The organism is Xanthomonas pisi DSM 18956, assembly GCF_001010415.1.
Taxonomy (GTDB): domain Bacteria; phylum Pseudomonadota; class Gammaproteobacteria; order Xanthomonadales; family Xanthomonadaceae; genus Xanthomonas; species Xanthomonas pisi.
The window spans coordinates 1-1,129 of the sequence record NZ_JPLE01000171.1; the positions used below are offsets into that span (position 1 = coordinate 1).

Annotated in this window: 1 protein-coding gene; it reads left to right on the forward strand. The window is 63.2% G+C overall.

Translation table 11 applies throughout. From position 1 onward, the window contains the following. A partial coding sequence (locus tag Y887_RS17585) for a cache domain-containing protein (protein ID WP_046965579.1) occupies positions 1 to 1,129 on the forward strand: 1,129 nt, incomplete at both ends.

The window sequence follows — 1,129 nt, forward strand, 5'->3', positions numbered from 1 at the left end:
ATCTGGATCTGATCGAGGCGCGCAAACTCAGCGTCAAGACCGAGGTCGAGATGGGACTCACGGTGATGCAGCACTACGCCGACAAGGTCAAGGCCGGCGAGCTCACCGTCGATCAGGCCAAGGAAGCCGCGCGCACCACGCTGGCGGACATGCGCACCAACGATGGCGTGGATTACTTTTTCATCGTCGACCCGCAGATGCGCATCGTGATGCATCCCAAGCGACCGGTCGGCACCGACATGACGGACTACAAGAGCGATGCCGGGCAGTATGTGTATCGCGACATCAAGACCGCGATCGACAGCGGCGATGGCTTCAGCTATTACGACGCGCCCAAGCCGGGCAAGAAGGAACAGCTTCCAAAGATCAGCTATGCCAAGACGTTTCCGGCCTGGAACTGGGTGCTGGTGATGGGCGTGTACGCCGAAGACATCCAGGTGCAGGCATGGGGCTTTACCCGCACGCTGACCCTGATCGGTGGTGCGCTGGTCGCACTGGTGATCGGCCTGTGCTGGCTGATCGCCTCGGCGATGGCCGCACCGTTGCGCGCCGCCTCACGTACCGCCGAGGCGATCGCCTCTGGCCGTTTCGACAACGACATCCGGGTGGAATCGCGCGATGAAACCGGGCAACTGATGCACAGCATGCAGCAGATGCAGAACCAGCTGCAGCGCTTCAACGGCGAGATGCAGACCATGATCCGCCTGCAGCAGGGCGAGAACATCGCGCACCGTATTCCGGAGGATTTCCCCGGCGACTACGGCAGCCTGGCGCATGGCGTGAACACGGTGGTGTTCGAACATCTGGATGCCATCAACGAGGCGATGGACCTGATGGGCGAGTACGGCCGTGGCGATCTACGCCGCGACATGCGCCGCCTGCCTGGCCAGCGCGCGGCGCTGCACGAAGCGCTGGACACGGTGAAGAGCAATCTGTCGGCGATCAACAACGACATCGCGCGCCTGGCCGATGCCGCCGCACGTGGCGATTTCTCCGCACGCGGCGAGCAGGCGCGTTACCAGTTTGCGTTCGCCGAAATGGTGCAGGCGTTGAACCGCCTGATGCAGCAGGCCGATGCCGGTCTGGACGATGTGGGCCGCATCATGGCCGCCATTGCCGATGGCGATCT